This is a genomic window from Desulforhabdus sp. TSK (genome assembly GCF_022836495.1).
Classification (GTDB): domain Bacteria; phylum Desulfobacterota; class Syntrophobacteria; order Syntrophobacterales; family Syntrophobacteraceae; genus Desulforhabdus.
The window spans coordinates 39,201-58,003 of record NZ_BQXM01000001.1; the positions used below are offsets into that span (position 1 = coordinate 39,201).

Genomic DNA, 18,803 nt, shown 5'->3' on the forward strand with positions numbered 1-18,803 from the left:
CTAAAGGGTTTTCGAAATCACCAGCCGCTGGATTTCGTTGGAGCCCTCGTAGATCTGAGTGATTTTGGCGTCGCGCATCATGCGCTCCACGGGGTACTCCTTGATGTAGCCGTAGCCCCCCAGCACCTGGACCGCCTCCGTCGCCACCCACATGGCCACGTCGCTGCAGTAGCACTTGGCCATGGAGCTCATGCGCATCATTTCGGGCGAAAGCTGGCTCATATCCTTGGACAAGCCTTCAAACATGCTGCACGCCTTGTAGAGGAGCTGGCGGGCCGCTTCGGTGCGCATGGTCATATCCGCCAGTTTGAACCCGATGCCCTGGTGTTGGATGATGGGCTTTCCGAAGGTTTCTCGTTCCTTGGCGTAGGCAACGGCATACTCCAGGGATCCGGCCGCAATCCCCAGGGCCTGGGCCGCCACGGCAAGACGTGAGAAATCGAGGGTTTTCATCATGATGTGGAACCCCTGTCCCTCGACTCCCAGGAGGTTTTCGGCGGGTACACGGCAGTCCTCGAAAATGAGCTCCACCGTATCCGACCACCGAATGCCCAGCTTGTTTTCCTTCTTGCCCACGGAGAAGCCCGGAATTCCCTTTTCCAGGATGAACACACCGGCGTTCTTGTGCGCCGGCTTGTCCGGATTGGTGACGGCATAAACAGTGATCACGTCGGCCACTCCGCCGTTGGTGATGAACGTTTTTGTGCCATTGAGGATGTAGTGGTCGCCGTCCCTGACGGCGCGGCATCGGAGCCTTGCCACATCGGAGCCGGCGGCGGGCTCTGTCAGGGCAAAGGCGGCGAGATGCTCACCGGAAGCGAGCTTCGGCAGATACCTGGCGCGCTGGCTCTCGTTGGCAGCGAGGATGATGGGAAGCGATCCCAGTTCCTGGTCGGCGATGAGCAGACCCGCTGCTGCATCCACCTTGGAGAGCTCTTCGACGGCGATGGCGAGGGCCAGCATGCCGGCTCCCGATCCGCCGTGGTCTTCGGGGAAGTCAATGCCGTAGAGTCCATTTTCACGGAGGAGATCGACCATCTTCCAGTCGAAATGAGCCTCTTCATCCCGTTGCCCGGCGCCTGGGGCGACCTTCTCCCTGGCGAGGCGGCGCACGGTATCCTGGAGCATCCGCTGTTCTTCTGTCAGATCATATTGCATGGTGGATAGTTCTCCCTTGAAGTGAAATCCAAATCCCTTCCGTCAAGAGCATCAACACGGATGAGCCCTGTCGGCTCGCCCAGACTCACCAGTCGGCAAGCATTTCGATGAAGGCCTGGGCCAGCTCATCGATGGTCTGCTCCCCTTCCCGCAGCAGCCCCTGCACGGCGATTCCCTGGACGAGCCCGACAAAGGCCATGGCCGTCATTCGAGGGTTCGTGATGCGCGGGTTGTCCCGGAGCACCCGTGAAAGGGCATCCACAAAGCCCGTGTAAATGTCCTTGAGCCGTTGTTCGACGGGGTGGTTGCTGCCCGCGAACTCCGTGGCCAGCGCGGCAAGACAGATGGTGGCCTCGGGTTGGCGGTTGAAATGGCTGCACATGATGCGCACCATTTCCGTCACCACTTTCAGGGAGCCCTTTTCGACACCGTTCAGGTAATCCGAGTAGATGCGAATGCCCCGTTCGAGGCGCTCGATGACCGCATCGAGCACAGCCTCCTTGGACGAAAAATGGTGAAAGATGGCGCCCGAAGTCAGACCGATTGACTGGCAAATGTCCGTAATGGTGGTCTTATGATAGCCCTGCCGCGCGAAGAGCTGGGTGGCCGCCACGAGGATCGTTTTGCGCGTGTGCTGTGCCTGCACTTCTTTTTTTGAACCGGTTTTCGTTTTCATGGGAGATATAAATATTACATAGTAGGTAGTATGTCAAATGTATTTTGCAGGATCCGCGAATTTTACAGCACCGCTGTGCCGGCCAATCCGTCCGCCACGTATGGGGGAGGGGGGCAATGTTGTCGGCCTAAGCTCCATCGTCATTCCAGCGAAAGCCGGAATCCAGGGAAATCCAGACTCTTTGGAGCCCGGTTTTCACCGGATTGATCTACAGTGGCCATTGTGGGAGGGGAAGGGGCTCCGGGTCCGACTGCGAGGGCCTCCGGCATTTGGGGAAAATCCTTGCAAGGACTTTATGCATAAAATAGAATAAAGCCCCATAAGGATGTGGGAGAATCCTTTTCTGCAATGTTGTCCCCAATGCCACGTTTCCCGCCCCTTTGAGATTTCCAGGCTTGTCCCACATCTCGAGAGGGTGCAAAAGTCAATGCTGTTGCATCGAGTGCTTGTGGCCGTACCGGCGAAGCCTGAGCGCGGGTTTTTCCCACCGTTCTATTCCGGGTTTTTGCCAGGGTGATGTTGAGTCGGCAACACGGTCAACCTTTCGATTTCTCTTACCGGATGTGAAACCACGACCCTGATTTGGAAAGGAGCTCCCATGAACGACGGCAGCTTTAAAGTGAGACTCATGAAGGCCGACGATTTCGACGCAGTTGTCGCCATCGACGAAAAGGTACTCAAGGCGCGGCGGCCCGAATACTACGAAATGAAATTTGAACGGCTGGTCAGATCCAGAGATTATGTGCCCGCCTCACTCGTGGCGGAGAAAGCGGACGGCACGGTGGTGGGTTTTGTCATGGGGGAAATCTATATGGGAGAATATGGAATCTTCCAGGAGCAGGCTACCCTCGATACCCTCGGCATCGATCCGGATTACCAGCATAAAGGCATCGGCAAGCAGTTGATGGATGAATTTGTGGGGCATTTGAAAAAGCTCGGGGTTCAAAAGATATACACCCTCGTCACCTGGAATGATTCCAAGATGATCCATTTCTTTGGCTCCAACCAGTTCACTCCGTCCAGAACCATCAACCTGGAGCGCGTTCTTTAATGGGATGGCTGGCGTCTCGTATCCCGTGGGTGTTCATTCCACCGGCTTCGGGACCGGCTGATGCTCGCCAGGGAACAGAATTTCATTTCCCGTTCGCCTTTCCATACCCGGGGCGAACGGGGAGCCACCTAGGCGCGTTCGTGCTGAGGGACAGAAGCACGAGCGCAAGCTCTCAAGCTCAACAAGTGGAATGCAGTGGAAAGGGAAGAAAGAGCAGATGATGGAGGAAGTAGGGGCCTTTGATCCTGTCCCCAAAGAAGAGCTGTTGAAGCGCATGGATGGGCTCAAAGGCCTGATGGCAAAAAGTGGCATCGATTTTGGCGTCATTTTTCAGAACGTGGACGAATTCTATTTCACCGGTACCACCCAGAAAGGGGTGCTCGTCATCCCTCTCCATGGCGAACCCCTCTTTTTCCTGGAAAAGAGCATCGAACGGGGAAGACTGGAATCGCCCCTCGACATCATCCCCATCAAGAAGGAAAAGGAAATCAAGGAAGTCCTCCAGTCGAAGGGGCTTCTCAGGGGCATAGCCGGACTGGAGCTCGACGTGCTGCCCGTGGCGGCTTTCGAGAGGTTGAGGCGCAACCTCGGTTTCGACCGCCATGCCGATCTGGCTCCATGCATCAGGGAGGTGAGGATGGTCAAGAGCCCCTTTGAGATCACTCAGCTCCGAAAGTCCGGCGGCATGATGGCCCCCGTATTCGAGGCTGCCAGACATGCGGTCCGGGAAGGGGCATCAGAAATCGACATCGAAGCGGCCCTCATCGGCATCGGTCGAAGGCATGGCCACCAGGGCTTCCTGCGAATGCGGGGGATCAACCAGGAAATGACCCTCATGGCCGTTCAGGCGGGGTATACGGGCGCCATGGTCACTTATGCCGACGTACCCATTGCAGGTGCGGGCATTACTCCGGCGATTCCACAGGGCTCCTCCTTCAAGTGCGTGGAACGGGGGATCCCCGTCACCATCGATTATGGTGGAGGATACAACGGTTATATCACTGACGAAACAAGGACCTTTGTGGTGGGCAAGCTTGCAGAGCCCTTCCAAAGGTTTTTCCAGTGTGCCCTGGAAATCATTGAAGACGCCATGGCCTACGTGAAAGAGGGCGTTGAATGCACGGACGTCTTCGCTCGAGCGTATCGCATCGCGGAAAAGGCGAGCCTTCAGGACTATTTTATGGGACACGGGGAAGGGCAGGTGTCCTTCATCGGACATGGCATCGGCCTGGAAATCAACGAGCTTCCTGTTATTACCGCCCGGCACAGGAGGGTACTGACAGAGGGAATGGTGTTTGCCTTTGAACCCAAATTTGTCCTGCCGGGGCAGGGGGCTGTCGGAATCGAGCTCGATTTCATCGTGCGCAAGGATAAGCTCGAGCGGGTGACAAACGATTCCTTTGAGCTTGTCACCGTGTGACGGCTGTGAAGCGCCGACCTATATTCCAAATGGATGAGATCGTGACTTGTTGATGATCCTGTAGGAGCGGCTTCCAGCCGCGATGGAAACAGTTGGTTCCTTGAGAATCGCGGCTGGAAGCCGCTCCTGCAAGAGTCAAGATTTTACCCGTTCGCAGTATATCTGCGAAGGGCAAAACCATCGGGGAGTTGGCGAATGCGATGAAGATTCCCGCCAGGGAATTTTCGTGAAACGCCCAAGAAAGAACTTCCGGCAAGGACGGGCTGGTTGTTCGAGTTATTCGGGAAAGAGGTCCTGTGCTCTCAGCTCAAGAGATACGGTGTCGATGTGAAATGCGTCATCTCCGGCGTAAATCCCTACTCTTCCGTATTTCCCGTCGATAGACATGAATTTTTCGATGAACCCGGCGTCGGGATCGATAATGAAATACTCGACGACACCCGAGCGTTCATACAGCTCCATCTTCTCCCGACGATCCTTGAGAGATGTGGAAGGAGAAGCAATTTCGAAAATAACGTCTGGGGCTCCCGACACATGGGTCCTCTCTATCTTTTGTCGGTCGCACACGATAAATACATCGGGCTGAACGATCTGATCTTCGGCGATAACGACGTCCAGAGGGGCGCCGAACACCTGGCAGGCATGGGCCTGTTCCCTCAGATAGCTCCATATCAGCCCATGAACCTGCCCCAATATACGCTGATGCCCTGGCGTTGGGGAAGGGGTCATCTCATAGATTTGCCCGTTGATGATTTCGCATCGAAAATCATCCGAGAAAGTCAGATAATCCGTATAAGTGTAGTGGTTCGCTTCTTTGACCGCTTGACCAGACATCTATTTCAGCCTTTTCATCGAGGTTTGGAAAATAGAATGGAAAGACTCATCAAGAATGATCGTCCAGGAGCTTCCCGATCCGCTTCCGCCACACTCAGGGTGGCAATGTACTGAATGCCCTCCCTTTTATTGATACTACACACCGGGCAGTGGAGGGTCAATATCCGACGCCCCGCCAAACTCCAGATAACCACAAAGTAACGCCTGTGAAGACTTCAGATCATTCCTGACGGGGCCTCTCTCATTGAAACCATGTGCGACAGGTCAGGATAGCTGGAAGATCAGGAAGCACACCAGATTTGCCCATGGCGTATTCTGTGACTTGCCGTCATGCGGGATCCATCAGAGACCCTCATGTCAAAGTTTCTCGAAATTTGACATGGATTTCTTATAGACGTATAATTTGGTTAATCATACGTCATCGGTTATGGAGATTGTCCATGCAAACGAAACTGACATTGCGTTTGGACGACTGGCTTATCAGGAAAGCAAAGAGGTTTTCCAAAAAGACTGGAAAATCAGTCTCAAAGATCGTTGCGGATTACTTTGAAAAGCTCGATGCACCGTTGTCTGACGAGACTGAAAAAATCACACCGAAGGTTGCGAGCCTCAAAGGCATACTCAAAGCCAGCGGTGTCGCGGAAGAAGAATACCATAGGCATCTAGAGGAGAAGCACCTTTGAAAGTGCTCTTCGACACCAACGTAGTCTTAGATCTCCTGCTCGATAGGGAATCCTTTTCACTGGATGCTGCAAGGTGCTTTTCACGGGTAGAGTCAGGCGAGATTGAGGGGTGGTTGTGTGCGTCCACTGTGACAACGCTCCACTATTTGATCAAAAAGTCGGTGGGAGCGGGAAAAGCCTTTGACAGTATTTCCCTTATACTGTCTCTTTTCGAAATCGCTCCAGTCGACAAGTCGGTTCTGGAAAGTGCACTACATTTGCCCTTCAAAGACTTTGAGGACGCCGTGCTGCATGAAGCGGCCCGGTACTCAAACGTCGACGTGATTGTTACTCGTAATGTCGCCGACTTCAAGAATTCCTCCATCCCCGTCCAATTGCCTGGAAACCTGCAGCACCGATAGTTACCGTGAAAATCTCTCTCCGCTACATGGTCGTGACTCAGGGCGTATCCCTCTAGGGAATTTAGCGCGGAAATCTCCTCTGACCCCGTCCCCAGTGGTTTCAGTCAAGAAGGAGCCCTCAGGTACGACTGCCTGCTTTCAATTTCGTCCTTATTTTTGCCTTGACGAATACGGACTCTTGAATAGAAAGAGATCTGAGTGGTGTTGTCTGAGGCGGGCCAGGAGGAAATTATGACAGAAACGGCACGAAAGAACGCGAAGTATGAGGATCTCTACGCCATCCCCGACAACATGGTCGGCGAGATAATAGATGGTGAGTTGATCGTGACCCCAAGGCCTACGAGCAAACACGGTTATGCTGCAACGGCTCTGATCGAAGAAGTCGGGCCGCCATACCATCGCGGTCGCGGCGGCCCGGGAGGGTGGATCTTCATTGTCGAACCGGAAATTACGTTCGGCAATCACACCATTGTTCCCGATATAGCAGGATGGAAAACAGAAAGGTTCGTCTGGGAACAGAATCCTATACCAGTGGTTCCCGACTGGGCTTGCGAAATCCTTTCCCCGAGTACCGCACGCCTGGACCGCGTGAAAAAGATGTCTAAATACGCTGAGCATGAAGTTTCATATTTTTGGCTGGTCGATCCCGGGCAAATGATTCTGGAGGTCTATCGGCTTGAATCGGGTCGTTGGTCTTTGCTGGGGGCATTTGAAGCATCTGCGAAATTCCGAGCCGAACCATTTCAAGAGATTGAAATCAACTTAGGGGACTTGTGGCCCGGACCCTGACATACCCTATACCCTGGTTTGCACTTCACGAATCGCTTCGCAAGATCCTTCCTTTCGCCCAGTCCGCCCCCCTCCCAAATGGTCCGGATTGCTTACTATCCCGCAGGGGATGTTCTGGCAGCTTGCCCTCTATGGCTCGATGCAGTCGGCTCAGTATGGGCGGTACAGGTGCTCTCGAGTGCACGGCATTGTGGAAGGCCCTTTGGCTTTGTGCCTGGTGGCCACAGTCTGGTAAATGCGGGCGCCTCCATCGCCTAGTGCAAACACGCACCCGGCCAGGTACAGGGCCCACATGCGATACTTCTCTTCACCGACCTGGCGGATGGCCTCTTCCCGATGAGCTTCCAGCCGCCGACACCAGTGTCGACAAGTCAGTGAATAGTGGTCTCGCCACCCTTCGACATCGTGTACCTCGAAGCCCTTGCTTTCCATGCACTGCACCATGTGGCCCAGATGGTCCAGCTCGCCTCCAGGGAAAATATACTTGGCCAGCAGCCGTCGCTCCGATGACATCTTCCGGAAGGCCTTGTCCGTGAGCTTGGCCGGGCGGGTGATTCCGTGATTCAGAAAGATGCCGCGATCCGGAAGCAGTGAACTGATCTTTCCCATGTAATCTGCCATGTTGTCGATGCCAACGTGCTCGACCATGCCGATGCTGGAGATCTTGTCAAACCGACCTTCGACGTGCGCATAGTCCTTTAGCTCCACTGTTACGCGCCCTTCCAGCCTGAGACGACGAATCCGCTCCTCCGTCAGTGTCAACTGCTCTTTGGACAGCGTGATTCCGTGAGCTTCAACTCCGTAATAACGAGCGGCGTGGCAGATGAGTGCTCCCCAGCCGCAGCCGATATCCAGCATGCGTTCGCCCGGCTTCAGCTGAAGCTTGCGGCAGATCATGTCCAGCTTATTGAGCTGAGCCTGTTCCAGAGACTCGCCCCAGTCATGAAAATACGCACAGCTGTAAACCATCTGTTCGTCCAGGAACAGACGGTAAAAATCGTTGCTGATGTCGTAATGGAACTGAATGAAGTCCTGATTCTCCTGCTGCTTCCTCCTCAAGCCGGTTTCATCGCCGCGATAGCAGTGGTCGACATCGGTGACTTCACCGCGAACGAGCAGAAACGCCGATACAAATTTCGCCAGCAGGCCGACAGGCAGTCCTTTCGCTTTCCGGCGGCTGTTCCGGACCCTGCCCGTCTCAATGAATGTCACCAGGTCCGCTCCGCGATAATCGACGGCTCCCCGAGCATACAGTCTCAGGAGCGTTTCAGCGCTTGGTCTTCGCAGCAGTGTCCCGAAGACTCCCGGACCGGAGATGACAATCTCGAGACCCGGTTCCGGATTGTCGCCGAGCGGCACAAGGCTGCCGTCCCAGAGTCTCACGGAGATCGGTGAATTCATTCGGCCTCGAAGGTGGTCGATCAGTTCCCTGGCGCGACGAATCTGTCGCTCAGCCGTCATTTCCCTGTTGAGCATCGTGCAACTCCGCTTTGTCATCTCCGGCCATCGCCTGCCGGTTCCTTGATGTTCTCCCAAAATTTGGGGTCAGGTCTTGTATTATGAAATCATGAAGCCCGGCGCAAGCCTCAACGACTTTTATGGGTTGATCCACACCCGGATTCCCCCGTACTTGGTGGTTTCAACCATGGAGGAACCCTCCGGGGGGCACCTGAAGTCTTCAGCATTCTAAGCCCAAATGCAGCATCATTGCCTTCTCGATCCCAGCCATCATATCTGTTGGTAACTCCCCAATGCGCTTGACCAGCCTGGATCGATGCAATGTCCTTATCTGATTGGCCTTTGCCTTGGAATCCTTCGGTAGATTGGCGGTCCCCTTTGGAAGAAGCGCTTCAAAAGGGTAGATCTTTTCCAAACTGCCGGACGTGATCGGCAAGACCGTTACGGTTCCAGAGAATTCGTTGTTCAGATCGTTTGAGACAACGACAACGGGTCTGGTCTTTGCGATTTCTCTTCCCACAACGGGATCGAGAGCTGCAAGATAAACCTCCCCCCTCCTAATAGTCATCCCATCCCTCCAGATCCGAGGCTTCGAATTCACACGACAATTCCTCGTCTTCGTGTCTCGTGGCCCGGTATCCTTCCGCCAGCACCCTTCGAAGTCTCTCCTTTTCCAATTGGACGATTTGTCGTTTGACTGCATCGGCGATAAACTGACTACGCTTCCGTCGCCCAGCGACTTGGTCAATCTCCCTGATCAGGGCGTCAGGCAGTACAATATTCAATCGAGAACTGCTCATAGCATCGCACCTCCATATGTGCTATATTGTGTATTATAGAATACATACTAAGATTACATAAAGCAAGCCCCACAGGATATTCCATGGTTTCAATCATTGAGGATCCCTCGGTGGGTACTTGAGGTTTGTAGTAGTGTGAAAATTCCCCTCCTGATACCTCCCTGATGCTCGAAACCACCGGGGAGTTGGAGGTGCGATTCCACACAGGTATTCCCCCTGACTCTTCCGTGACCGACCCCTCCCCGGTGGATTCAATCATGGAAGATCGTCACCCCCGGTATGCAAAACTGCTCTTCTGAAAAGACGAGCGATTTCGACTTGAGCCTTCAGCTATGTGTATATACTAAAGCAGTCTTTCAATACATGCACACACACGAAGGTGTTATGGCGCTTAGCATCAGGAATCCAAGAGAGGAGAAGCTGGCCCGAGAAGTTGCAGCGGAAACTGGAGAAAGCATAACGGAGACGATCATCCACGCACTGGAGGAGCGACTTGTGCGCCTCAAGGGACGGTGCTCAACCACAGAAGTCGTCGATGAGATCATGAAGCTATCGATGCGGTGCAGGGCGCTGCCGGAAAAGGACTGGCGCGAAGCAGACGAGATTCTTGGCTACGACGAGATGGGGGTCCCAAAGCAATGAACATTGGCACGTCAGCTCTGATCGCAATTCTTCTTGGTGAACCGGAGGCCGAACTTTTCGCTCATGCAATAGCCAACGCTCCACAGAGGCTTGTCAGTTCCTTTACGGCATTAGAGCCCGGAATTGTGATAGAAGCAATGAAGGGCGATCTTGGGGGGCGTGAGTTGGATCTTCTCATCCACCATGCAAAGATTGAAATCCTTCGCCTGACAGTTGAGCAGTTGGAAATCGCACGATCTGCGTGGAGAAAGTACGGCAAAGGCCGACATCCGGCGGGACTCAATATAGGCGACTGCTGTTCCTATGCTCTTGCAAAGTCTGCCGGCGAACCCCTTCTTTTCAAGGGATGTGATTTTTCTCAGACGGACATTGAAGCAGTTCATTGAAGGTCCTGATCATAACCGATGACCTGACCCCAAATGTGCACATCATAATGCGTTTGCTGAAAGCCCCAATTCATCGAGTTCTTGTTCCAGAATCTCACCTGGATGAATGGGACGCATGCCGTTTGGCATGGTGATCTCCTTCTTCAATGATAGTCAACGATCTCTACATGGTGCGGGCCGTCTTCATGCCACTCGAAACAGATCCGCCACTGCTGGTTGATGCGGATGCTGCATTGGCCCTTCCTATTTCCTGAAAGGGCTTCGAAACGATTGCTCGGAAGAAACATCAGAAGAGGGCGCGGAGGAAAGGTGCGCCCTCCCTTAGGTTGGGAAGTGGTATGGCTCTAGGATCTTTCTGAAATCTCCACCAGGACCCCAAAGGTGGATTTGGGGTGGAGGAAGGCGATTTTGGCTCCGCCGGCGCCTTTTCGCGGCGTTTCATCAATGAGCTTGATGCCCTTGGCTTTCAGCTCCGCCAGAGCCTCTTCAATGTTTTCCACCCGGAAAGCGATGTGCTGCACCCCTTCGCCCTTCTTTTCGATGTATTTGCCGATGGGGCCATCCGGGGCGGTGGATTCCAGGAGCTCCACCTCGGTATCGCCGACGGGAAAGAACGCGGTGGTTACCTTCTGCTCGGCCACCGTCTCACTTCCGGCATGGAGCAGTCCCAGAATATCGCTGTACAGTTTCTTGGTCTCTTCGATGCTCTTCACTGCAATTCCGATGTGGTCGATCTTCAAAACCTTCATGATGTCTCCTTCTGGTGTTGAGGAAGAGAAATCCATTTTCCTGTGATTTCCCGCATGATGCTGTAGGGATCCCGCTTGTGATCCAGGATATCCGTCACGAGATTGTCCAATTGACCGCTGTCCTGCAGCTGTTCCCTCACGACACGAAACAGCTCGTTGTGGATCATGCGCAGTGTCTCGTTGCAGATGCGCTCACGCCGTTTTTCATGCAGCTTACCGGTCTTTTCCAGCATCGCCCGGTGACCGTCGATGGCCTGCCATAACTCTTCGAGCCCCTGATCTTCGACGGCGACGGTCTTCAAGACGGGAGGGGTCCAATCCTTCACCTTGATGTGGGAATCCTGATCGACCCGGGCGCACACTTCGGCCACCACCTGGTCGGCTCCTGCCCTGTCCGCCTTGTTGACGACGAAAATATCGGCGATTTCCATCACGCCGGCCTTCATGCTCTGGATTCCATCACCGAGTCCCGGGACGAGGATCAGGCACGTGGTATCCGCGAGACCGATGATGTCGACCTCGTCCTGGCCGACTCCGACCGTTTCGATGATGATAACATCCTTGCCGAAGGCATCCAGGACCTTGACCACATCGGCCGTAGCCTTGGAGATGCCGCCCAGGAAGCCCCGTGTCGCCATGCTACGGATGTAAACGCCCGGATCGATGCTGAGCTCGCTCATGCGCACACGATCTCCCAGCACCGCACCCCCGGTGAAAGGGCTGGAGGGGTCCACCGCCACGATGCCGACGCTCAGCCCTTTTCTGCGAATGGTGCGGGTCAGCTTGTCGGTGAGGGTGCTCTTTCCAGCTCCCGGTGAACCGGTGATTCCGAGGATGTAGGCTTTCCCCGTATGGCGATAGATTTCCTCCATCACAGGGTAGGCTCTTTCATCCTCGTCTTCGAGCCAGCTCATGAGGCGCGCCACGGCCCTGGGTGAGCCCTGCAGGATTTCTCTTGCATAATCCATAGTCATTAAATCGTATTTCCTTTCACCTCTCCACCCGAGAAAATGACCGCCGGCGTTCGCCATTCCGGCCTGGAGCCGGAATCCGAAAAAGGCGTCGGATGCCGCCTTCCGCCGGCATGATGCCATGAAACGGGTCGGTCATTTTCGAGGGGAAGCCGTACTCAGCGCTCGCGTACATTCTTCTGGATGTATTCGACAATTTCCGTCGTAGGCGTTCCGGGTCCAAAGATGGCGTTCACGCCGGCCTTTTGGAGACCTTCGTAGTCTTCCCTCGGGATAATCCCTCCTCCCACGACGAGGACGTCGTCCAAGCCCTTGGCGCGCAGGAGCTCGACGACTTTGGGGAAGAAATAGTTGTGGACTCCGGAAAGGCTGCTGAGACCCACGACATCTGCGTCTTCCTGGAGTGCCGTTTCCACGATCATTTCAGGAGTCTGGCGCAGTCCCGTGTAGACGACTTCCATCCCGGCTTCCGCAAATATTCTCGACAACAATTTGGCACCGCGATCATGGCCGTCCAGACCGGGTTTTGCCACGATGATTTTTATCTTCTTAGCCATGGAATTTACCTCCAACATAACAGGTCATTTGCAGAGCAGTCCGCTGTAAGCCTCGATGAACTTGGAATCAGACGTATTCTTTCGGTCGGAACTGTCCGAAAATGTCTCGCCACACGTCGCAGATTTCGCCCACGGTGGCCTTTGCCTTCACTGCTTCGATGACACTGGGCATGACATTTTCATCCGTCTGGGAGGCTTGGCGCAGCTTGTCGAGAGCAGCTTTCCATTTGGCCTCGTCTCTTTCGGCACGGAGCTTCTTCAGCTTACCTGCTTCGACTTCGCCCACCGACATATCCACCTTGAGAAGACCTTGCGGAGGCGGTTCTTCCATGGTGTACTTGTTGATGCCTACGTAGACGCGCTCGCCGGATTCGATTTCTTTCTGGAATCGGTAGGCGCTGTTCTGAATTTCCTTCTGAATGTACCCCTGCTCGATGGCGACCAGGGTGCCGCCCATGGCATCGATCTTCTGAAGGTAGTCCATGATTTCGGCTTCGATCTTCTCGGTCATGGCCTCGACGTAGTAGCAGCCGGCCAGAGGATCGATGGTGTCGGCGGCACCGCTTTCTTCGGCCACGATTTGCTGGGTGCGGAGGGCGACGGTCACCGCCTGCTGGGTGGGCAGACAGAGTGCTTCGTCGTAGGAGTTGGTATGCAGGGACTGGCAACCACCGAGGGCCGCCGCGTATGCCTGGAGACCCACGCGAACGACATTGTTCAGAGGCTGCTGCGCGGTCAGGGTCACACCGCCCGTCTGCACGTGGAAGCGCAGCATCATGGAGCGCGGATTCTTGGCTCCGAAGCGCTCTTTCATGATCTTGGCCCATACCCTGCGGCCGGCGCGGAACTTGGCGACTTCTTCGAGGACATTGGTGAATGCGTTGAAGAAGAAGCTCAGGCGCGGTCCAAAGGAATCGACATCGAGGCCGCGCTCCACGCACGCCTGTACATAGGCGATCCCGTCGGCAATGGTGAAGGCCATTTCCTGGGCAGCTGTGGAGCCGGATTCACGGATGTGATAGCCGCTGATGCTGATGGTATTCCATTTGGGAACGTTCTTGAGGCAATATTCGATGAGATCGGTGGTGAGTCTCATGGTTGCCTTGGGGGGATAGATGTATTGGCCGCGTACGGTGATTTCTTTCAAAACGTCGTTTTGTACGGTTCCGCCGACCTTGTCGAAGGATACGCCCTGTTCCTCGGCAATGGCGAGGTACATGCCGAGAAGGATGCCGGCAGGAGCGTTGATCGTCATGGAGGTGGTGACCTTATCGAGAGGAATCTGGTCGAACAGGACCTTCATGTCTTCGATGGAGTCAATGGCAACGCCCACTTTGCCGACCTCACCCATGGAAAGGGGATGGTCGCTGTCGTATCCCGCCTGGGTGGGAAGGTCAAAGGCCACGCTCAGACCTGTCTGTCCCTGGCTCAGCAGGTAGCGGTATCGGGCATTGCTTTCCTTGGCGCTGCCAAAACCGGCGTATTGACGCATGGTCCAGAATCGGCCGCGGTACATGGTGGGCTGTACGCCCCGCGTGAACGGATAAAGCCCCGGGTAGCCGAGATCCTTCCCGTAGTCGAGGCCGGCGACATCGAGAGGCGTATAGAGTCGTTCCACCGGCGTCCCGGAAATCGTGGTAAAGACTTCTTTCCGTTCGGGGTTCTTGGCAAGAGTTTTGCCGACCACATCGTTGGACCATTTTTCTTTACCGGCTTTGATGGTTTCTAACGCTTTTTCGTCAAACATGCTTTCCCTCCTCAACACGATTGCCACACGATACTTCCCGTCAATGGTTTAGACGGACTCTGCCAGAACAGCAGGAACCAGATAGCTCCATCGCCTGGGGCCATTTTCGTCCTCAGGCCAAAAGCGGCCGGCGTCAAGCGAACAGATTTGAACAGTCATTAGATGGGTGTTATGAGGTTGAGCAGCGCATCATGCCTGGGTCGAGAGAATGCGCCTCATGTTTTCGGGTATCAAAAAACTTATCCCTGAGGGATATACCAGCAAGACAGGCAAGAATCAACTTCTATTGCTATATTACTGTGAAAACTCTGAAAAAAAATGGTATTTCACTTTTCCAGGCACGCTCTCAGGGGGCCTCCCGGCAGAACGTGCTCTCTCCCGTTTCCCCGTGGGGATGAAAGTTGTCCGCGAAGGCTTTACTCCAAGATTCGCAGTGACCATTATACCCATTAGGATTGATTCCCGAGGGAGGAGAACGCTGTATATGTTTATGGTGAGTATTTTAAGGAGACTTCAGTGACGACACTCTATGATCTGGTGGAAAAAGTTAAGGCGGAAATAGACGTGGCCAGGGTGGGCATGATCGTTTGCCACAACGGCATCGTGCGGGCAACCAGCCGTGCAGGGGAGCCTGCGGAATACCTCGATGTCGATGTGGACCAGGCGGTATGGGATAAGATCCTGGAGGAGATGCGCAATGAAGAGGGCATTTCCGCTGTAGAGGCACACCTGTTTACCGGTCGGCGGAACATTGGGGATGATGTCATGCTGGTTGTCGTAGCGGGCGATATCCGGGAAAACGTTTTCCCCGTTTTGGAGAAGACGGTGAACCGGTTGAAGAAGGAAGCCGTCTTGAAAAAGGAAAAGATTACGGCGTGAAGGCCAAGTGAGTCACCCAGTGTCTCGATACTAAAGTGCCAGCAATAAAAAAGGCGGCAGGAAGCCGCCTTTTTTATTGCTGGCCGTCAAACGTCCATCGGATGGTTATGAGCCGCAAAACGGGCACCTCATCCTGTACGCCTCACGGACAGGATGGGGAGGTTAGAGCATGCTTTTCACCGCAGCCTGCTCCGCCAGGAGCTCATTGAGCGTATTATCCATCTTTTCCCGAGAAAATGCATCGATCTCGAGGCCTTTCACACGTTCATACTTGCCGGGCGTGCAGATGACGGGAACCCCATACATGATCCCCTCGGGGATTCCATAGGAACCGTCCGAGCAAATGCTCATGGTGACCCATTTGCCGTCGGTGCCGAGGGCCCAGTCTCTCATGTGGCAGATGGCTGCGTTGGCTGCGGATGCCGCGGACGAAAGGCCGCGCGCCTCGATGACGGCGGCGCCGCGCTTGCCGATCATGGGAATGTACTCATTGCGATACCACGCCTCATCCACCAGCCGGGAAGCGGGCTGCCCGTCGATGGTGGCAAAGCGGATATCGGGATACATGGTGGGGGAATGGTTTCCCCAAACCACCATTTTTTCCACGGATTGAAGAGGCTTGCCGGTCTTCAGGGCCAGCTGGGATACCGCACGGTTGTGGTCCAGGCGCATCATGGACGTGAAATTTTCACGCGGCAGATCGGGGGCGGAGTTCATGGCGATGTAAGCGTTCGTGTTGGCCGGGTTGCCCACCACGATGACACGAACGTCTCGGGAGGCGACTTCATTCAACACTCTGCCCTGAGCGATGAAAATCTTGGCGTTCTCAGCCAGGAGCTCACTCCGCTCCATGCCCGGTCCACGCGGTCTTGAACCCACGAGCAGTGCGTAATCGGCATCCTTGAAAGCCACCTTGGGGTCACCGGTGCCGATCATGTCCACCAGCAGGGGAAATGCACAGTCCTCCAGCTCCATCATGCAGCCCTTGAGGGCCTGTAAGGGCTTTTCCAGGGGCAGTTCCAACATCTGTAGAATGATGGGCTGATCCTTGCCCAGCATTTCACCACTGGCAATACGATACAGCAGGGCGTAGCCGATTTGACCGGCAGCGCCTGTGACGGCAACTCGAACGGGGGATTTGGCCATTTTCGTTACTCCTCTTAAGGATCCTGCCTGACGTTGAACGATGCCTCAGCCGATGATGGCAAGCACGTCGTCTTTCTGGACGCTGTCGCCATCTTTGTAGTTGATTTTCTTTACAGTCCCCCCGCAGGGTGCAGGAATGGAATTTTCCATCTTCATGGCTTCGAGTATCAGGACCACATCGCCTTCACTGACAGTGGCGCCTTCGGATACTTCGTAACGAATGATCATGCCGGGCATGGGGGCGGCAACCGCCGTGCCTGCGGCAGCGGGAGCCGGCGCTGCGGCGGGAGCTGCAGCGGGTGCCGGGGCAGGTGCCGCAGCCGCGGGTGCAGGCGGCGCTGCGACCGGAGCTGCAGGTGTAATGGAGGTGATGGTGGGAGCTGCACCGCCGATTTGTTCCACTTCAACCTGGAAATATTCCCCATCCACGAAAACATTGAACTTACGCACACCGGGTCCTTTGGCGGGAGCCGTTTTCTCGGACTTTTCCACGAGCAGCCCGGCTTTGGCTTTCTTGATCAACTCTTGCTCACTCATTACATCCTCCATGCTCTTTGGTTTCACTTCATCGGGGATTTCTTCCAATCCATACTTCCACTTGAGGAACCGTTTGCCGGTGGTGGGGTAGATGGCGTAGATCAATACGTCGTCAAGGTCCTTGGCCAAACCTTCCACATCTTTTTCGGCCTTGGGCAGCTCAGGATCCAGATAGTCGGCAGGGCGGCCGGTGATGGGAGTCTCGCCCCGCGGATAACCCTTGAGAGCCTTCTTTTGCACTTCGGGATCGATGGGGACGGCGGTCTTCCCGTACAGCCCGTAGCAGAGATCCTTCACCTGTGCCGTGGTCATTTTGTAGCGCTCGTTGGGAGTGTCGAACAGAACATTGTTGACCGTCTGGATGCCCACGATCTGGCTGGTAGGAGTAACCAGGGGAACCTGCCCCAGTTCGCGGCGTACGATGGGAAGCTGTCTGAACACTTCGTCAAGCTTGTCGGATGCGTTCATGTCGCGCAGCTGGTTGACCAGGTTGGAAAGCATGCCGCCAGGGGTCTGGTGCAGCAGCACGTTGATGTCGATGATGGACATTCTGTCATCCAGAAGATGACGATACTTGGGGGAGATCTTCTCGAAGTAATCGCTGCATTTGGCGAGTTGCTTCAGATCAAAGCCCGTGTCCCTGTTGGTGCCGCGCAACGTTGCCACGAGGGGCTCGACTCCGGGGTGGGACGTGCGATATGCCCAGGGGGACAGGCAGGTGTCGACAATATCGACCCCCGCTTCAATCGCCTTCATGAGTGACATATCCGCCATACCCGACGTAAAGTGGCTGTGCAGGTGAATGGGGACCTTGACGGTCTCTTTCAAGGCTTTGATCAGGACGTATGCGTCGTAGGGGTTGATGAGACCGGCCATGTCTTTGATGCAGATGGTATCGGCCCCCATGTTCTCCAGATCTTTGGCCTTCTGGACGTAATAATCCAGATTGTACACGGGACCGCCCATGCGGGATTCCGTCAGGGAGTAGCACATACAGCCCTGAAAGTGCTTGTTGCACTTCTTGATGACCTTGACGGCGGTTTCGAAGTTGCGGTAGTCGTTGAGGGCGTCGAAAACGCGGAAGATGTCCATTCCGTTGACGGCGGCTCGTTCCACAAAGGCTTCGGCCACATCGTCGGGGTAATTGCGGTATCCCACAAGGTTCTGACCGCGTAAGAGCATGGAGAACGGTGTATTTTTAATGACGGTTTTGAGTTTTCGAAGAGATTCCCACGGGTCTTCACCGAGAAACCGGTGCATGGTGTCGAAGGTTGCTCCACCCCAGACTTCCATGGAGTAAAAGCCGACCTTGTCCATCTCTTCGGCGATGGCCATAAAGTCTTCGTTCCTACCGCGCGTGGCAAAGAGTGACTGGTGGCCGTCCCGGAAGGTCAGATCCTGAATTTTCAGGGGATGGGTGACCGGAACTTTTTCATCATCAAGTTGCCCCGAAGTAAGCACGCCATGCTGAACTTTGTCCATCCTTACATCTCCTTTTTCCGTTGGAAATTTTGTACCAAACCCACTCCAGAGCCAGGTTCCGTATCTTCAATCCATGAATAGAATTTGAATGCCTTCGAAGCTCATCCGGATCATCAGGCCGTTGGGAACGAGATTATCCCCTGAACCGTTAAGAAATCATCCCTTCAATGCACTGAGTCTCTCAGCCTTGCCTGGAACACTGCGGGCAGGGCTCATGAGGTTTTCACCGAGCCAGCCGCAACTGCCAGGCCCGCCTCAGGTCCATGGAAGCAGCTCGGCCTGCCATCGTCCAGGGACTGAAGGACTGGACGGGTGGATGAGGGATCTGCTGCTGTTGAAGAGACATCATTGCAAGTGCAGCTTCATCGTCCTGGATGTATGCATTGACTGCAGCCGCAACGGCGGCTGCCACGGTTTTCTTGATTGGCATATCTTCT

The 18,803-nt window shown here is 54.8% G+C and carries 21 protein-coding genes and 2 pseudogenes; 8 read left to right on the forward strand and 15 right to left on the reverse strand.

What is annotated here, in order from left to right:
- Both MWC30_RS00200 and MWC30_RS00205 read right to left on the reverse strand, forming a co-directional pair.
- Window positions 1-1,158, reverse strand: coding sequence for an acyl-CoA dehydrogenase family protein (locus MWC30_RS00200; protein ID WP_244082126.1), 1,158 nt, complete (start codon window positions 1,156-1,158; stop codon window positions 1-3).
- Between the two features lie 85 nt (window positions 1,159-1,243).
- A complete protein-coding gene (locus MWC30_RS00205; protein ID WP_244082127.1) occupies window positions 1,244-1,834 on the reverse strand; it encodes a TetR/AcrR family transcriptional regulator in 591 nt (196 codons plus the stop codon).
- A gap of 598 nt (window positions 1,835-2,432) precedes the next feature.
- Between MWC30_RS00205 and MWC30_RS00210 the strand changes: the two genes are divergently transcribed.
- Together MWC30_RS00210 and MWC30_RS00215 are read left to right on the forward strand one after the other, a co-directional pair.
- On the forward strand, window positions 2,433-2,885 hold the full coding sequence (locus MWC30_RS00210; RefSeq protein WP_244082128.1) for a GNAT family N-acetyltransferase: 453 nt from the start codon (window positions 2,433-2,435) through the stop codon (window positions 2,883-2,885).
- Between the two features lie 217 nt (window positions 2,886-3,102).
- Window positions 3,103-4,305: a Xaa-Pro peptidase family protein gene (locus tag MWC30_RS00215; protein ID WP_244082129.1), complete on the forward strand. Its 1,203-nt coding sequence runs from the start codon at window positions 3,103-3,105 to the stop codon at window positions 4,303-4,305.
- Between the two features lie 276 nt (window positions 4,306-4,581).
- On the opposite strand, the gene MWC30_RS00220 is transcribed toward MWC30_RS00215, so the two are convergent.
- Window positions 4,582-5,139 (reverse strand): Uma2 family endonuclease, encoded by a 558-nt coding sequence (locus MWC30_RS00220; protein ID WP_244082130.1) that lies wholly within the window; start codon window positions 5,137-5,139, stop codon window positions 4,582-4,584.
- Window positions 5,140-5,579: 440 nt separating this feature from the next.
- Here MWC30_RS00220 and MWC30_RS00225 point away from each other — a divergent pair, with 440 nt between their 5' ends.
- From MWC30_RS00225 to MWC30_RS00235, 3 genes are all read left to right on the forward strand, one after another.
- Complete coding sequence (locus tag MWC30_RS00225; protein WP_244082131.1) at window positions 5,580-5,822, forward strand: DUF6364 family protein; 243 nt, start codon at window positions 5,580-5,582, stop codon at window positions 5,820-5,822.
- A gap of 2 nt (window positions 5,823-5,824) precedes the next feature.
- Entirely contained in the window at window positions 5,825-6,223 is a 399-nt protein-coding gene (locus MWC30_RS00230; RefSeq protein WP_244082341.1) for a PIN domain-containing protein, read from the forward strand.
- A 231-nt stretch (window positions 6,224-6,454) separates the two neighbouring features.
- Complete coding sequence (locus MWC30_RS00235) at window positions 6,455-7,012, forward strand: Uma2 family endonuclease (protein ID WP_244082132.1); 558 nt, start codon at window positions 6,455-6,457, stop codon at window positions 7,010-7,012.
- Between the two features lie 150 nt (window positions 7,013-7,162).
- Here the strand turns inward: MWC30_RS00235 and MWC30_RS00240 are convergent, their stop codons facing one another.
- The 3 genes from MWC30_RS00240 to MWC30_RS00250 form a co-directional block, all read right to left on the reverse strand.
- Window positions 7,163-8,488, reverse strand: a complete 1,326-nt coding sequence (locus MWC30_RS00240; RefSeq protein WP_244082133.1) for a cyclopropane-fatty-acyl-phospholipid synthase family protein — start codon at window positions 8,486-8,488, stop codon at window positions 7,163-7,165.
- 202 nt (window positions 8,489-8,690) lie between these two features.
- A complete protein-coding gene (locus tag MWC30_RS00245; protein ID WP_244082134.1) occupies window positions 8,691-9,071 on the reverse strand; it encodes a type II toxin-antitoxin system PemK/MazF family toxin in 381 nt (126 codons plus the stop codon).
- Window positions 9,028-9,270 carry a ribbon-helix-helix domain-containing protein gene (locus MWC30_RS00250; protein ID WP_244082135.1) on the reverse strand — a complete coding sequence of 81 codons (243 nt, stop codon included), beginning with the start codon at window positions 9,268-9,270 and terminating at the stop codon, window positions 9,028-9,030. Before MWC30_RS00250 ends, MWC30_RS00245 begins: the two co-directional genes overlap by 44 nt.
- Before the next feature lie 363 nt (window positions 9,271-9,633).
- Between MWC30_RS00250 and MWC30_RS00255 the strand changes: the two genes are divergently transcribed.
- Together MWC30_RS00255 and MWC30_RS00260 are read left to right on the forward strand one after the other, a co-directional pair.
- On the forward strand, window positions 9,634-9,912 hold the full coding sequence (locus tag MWC30_RS00255; RefSeq protein ID WP_244082136.1) for a type II toxin-antitoxin system VapB family antitoxin: 279 nt from the start codon (window positions 9,634-9,636) through the stop codon (window positions 9,910-9,912).
- On the forward strand, window positions 9,909-10,298 hold the full coding sequence (locus MWC30_RS00260; RefSeq protein WP_244082137.1) for a type II toxin-antitoxin system VapC family toxin: 390 nt from the start codon (window positions 9,909-9,911) through the stop codon (window positions 10,296-10,298). Before MWC30_RS00255 ends, MWC30_RS00260 begins: the two co-directional genes overlap by 4 nt.
- Before the next feature lie 45 nt (window positions 10,299-10,343).
- Here MWC30_RS00260 and MWC30_RS22800 read toward each other — a convergent pair.
- The 6 genes and pseudogenes from MWC30_RS22800 to MWC30_RS00285 form a co-directional block, all read right to left on the reverse strand.
- Window positions 10,344-10,427 (reverse strand): annotated as a pseudogene (locus MWC30_RS22800) (transcriptional regulator); the annotation flags it as partial.
- 14 nt (window positions 10,428-10,441) lie between these two features.
- Window positions 10,442-10,579, reverse strand: a pseudogene (locus MWC30_RS22805) (type II toxin-antitoxin system RelE/ParE family toxin); the annotation flags it as partial.
- Window positions 10,580-10,642: 63 nt separating this feature from the next.
- The gene (gene mce / locus MWC30_RS00270) at window positions 10,643-11,047 is read right to left on the reverse strand and encodes a methylmalonyl-CoA epimerase (protein WP_244082138.1); all 405 of its coding nucleotides are present in this window, start codon (window positions 11,045-11,047) and stop codon (window positions 10,643-10,645) included.
- Window positions 11,044-12,015 carry a methylmalonyl Co-A mutase-associated GTPase MeaB gene (gene meaB / locus MWC30_RS00275; protein WP_368860772.1) on the reverse strand — a complete coding sequence of 324 codons (972 nt, stop codon included), beginning with the start codon at window positions 12,013-12,015 and terminating at the stop codon, window positions 11,044-11,046. The genes mce and meaB overlap by 4 nt, the downstream gene beginning before the upstream one ends.
- 161 nt (window positions 12,016-12,176) lie before the next feature.
- Window positions 12,177-12,575 carry a cobalamin B12-binding domain-containing protein gene (locus MWC30_RS00280; protein WP_244082140.1) on the reverse strand — a complete coding sequence of 133 codons (399 nt, stop codon included), beginning with the start codon at window positions 12,573-12,575 and terminating at the stop codon, window positions 12,177-12,179.
- 67 nt (window positions 12,576-12,642) lie between these two features.
- Entirely contained in the window at window positions 12,643-14,322 is a 1,680-nt protein-coding gene (locus MWC30_RS00285) for a methylmalonyl-CoA mutase (RefSeq protein WP_244082141.1), read from the reverse strand.
- A gap of 516 nt (window positions 14,323-14,838) precedes the next feature.
- Between MWC30_RS00285 and MWC30_RS00290 the strand changes: the two genes are divergently transcribed.
- Window positions 14,839-15,201, forward strand: coding sequence for a molybdenum cofactor biosynthesis protein MoaE (locus MWC30_RS00290; RefSeq protein ID WP_244082142.1), 363 nt, complete (start codon window positions 14,839-14,841; stop codon window positions 15,199-15,201).
- A gap of 162 nt (window positions 15,202-15,363) precedes the next feature.
- Here the strand turns inward: MWC30_RS00290 and MWC30_RS00295 are convergent, their stop codons facing one another.
- The 3 genes from MWC30_RS00295 to MWC30_RS00305 form a co-directional block, all read right to left on the reverse strand.
- A complete protein-coding gene (locus MWC30_RS00295; RefSeq protein WP_244082143.1) occupies window positions 15,364-16,347 on the reverse strand; it encodes a malate dehydrogenase in 984 nt (327 codons plus the stop codon).
- A 45-nt stretch (window positions 16,348-16,392) separates the two neighbouring features.
- Window positions 16,393-18,366, reverse strand: coding sequence for a pyruvate carboxylase subunit B (locus tag MWC30_RS00300; protein WP_244082144.1), 1,974 nt, complete (start codon window positions 18,364-18,366; stop codon window positions 16,393-16,395).
- Between the two features lie 223 nt (window positions 18,367-18,589).
- Window positions 18,590-18,796, reverse strand: a complete 207-nt coding sequence (locus MWC30_RS00305; RefSeq protein ID WP_244082145.1) for a hypothetical protein — start codon at window positions 18,794-18,796, stop codon at window positions 18,590-18,592.
- Between the last annotated feature and the right edge of the window lie 7 nt (window positions 18,797-18,803).